The 278-nt window shown below is 64.0% G+C and carries 1 protein-coding gene; it reads right to left on the bottom strand.

The window, feature by feature from the left end:
* On the bottom strand, window positions 1-278 hold a 278-nt coding region (pth, locus tag R0J88_RS19710), incomplete at both ends, for an aminoacyl-tRNA hydrolase (RefSeq protein ID WP_410900830.1).

The raw sequence follows: 278 nt of genomic DNA, 5'->3' as shown, positions 1-278 counted from the left end.
CACCACTTCGTCGATGGCGTCGTCGATGGCCTGGCGTTCAGCCTTGCCGGGACGTCCGAGCACGAAGTTGGTCACCAGCTTGGCATTGCCGGGGTGGCCGATGCCGATGCGGGCACGATGGAACGACTTGTCGTTGCCCAGTGCACTGATGATGTCGCGCAACCCGTTGTGACCGCCATGGCCGCCACCCTGCTTGTAGCGGGCGGTGCCGGGGTCGATGTCCAGCTCATCGTGGGCGACGAGCAGTTCATCCGGGGCGAGCTTGTAGAAGTTGCACA

It is taken from the genome of Pseudoalteromonas sp. SIMBA_162, assembly GCF_046535955.1.
Taxonomy (GTDB): domain Bacteria; phylum Pseudomonadota; class Gammaproteobacteria; order Enterobacterales; family Alteromonadaceae; genus Pseudoalteromonas; species Pseudoalteromonas marina.
Note: the sequence above shows the minus strand (reverse complement) of the source record. Positions and strands in the feature narration are given on the sequence as shown.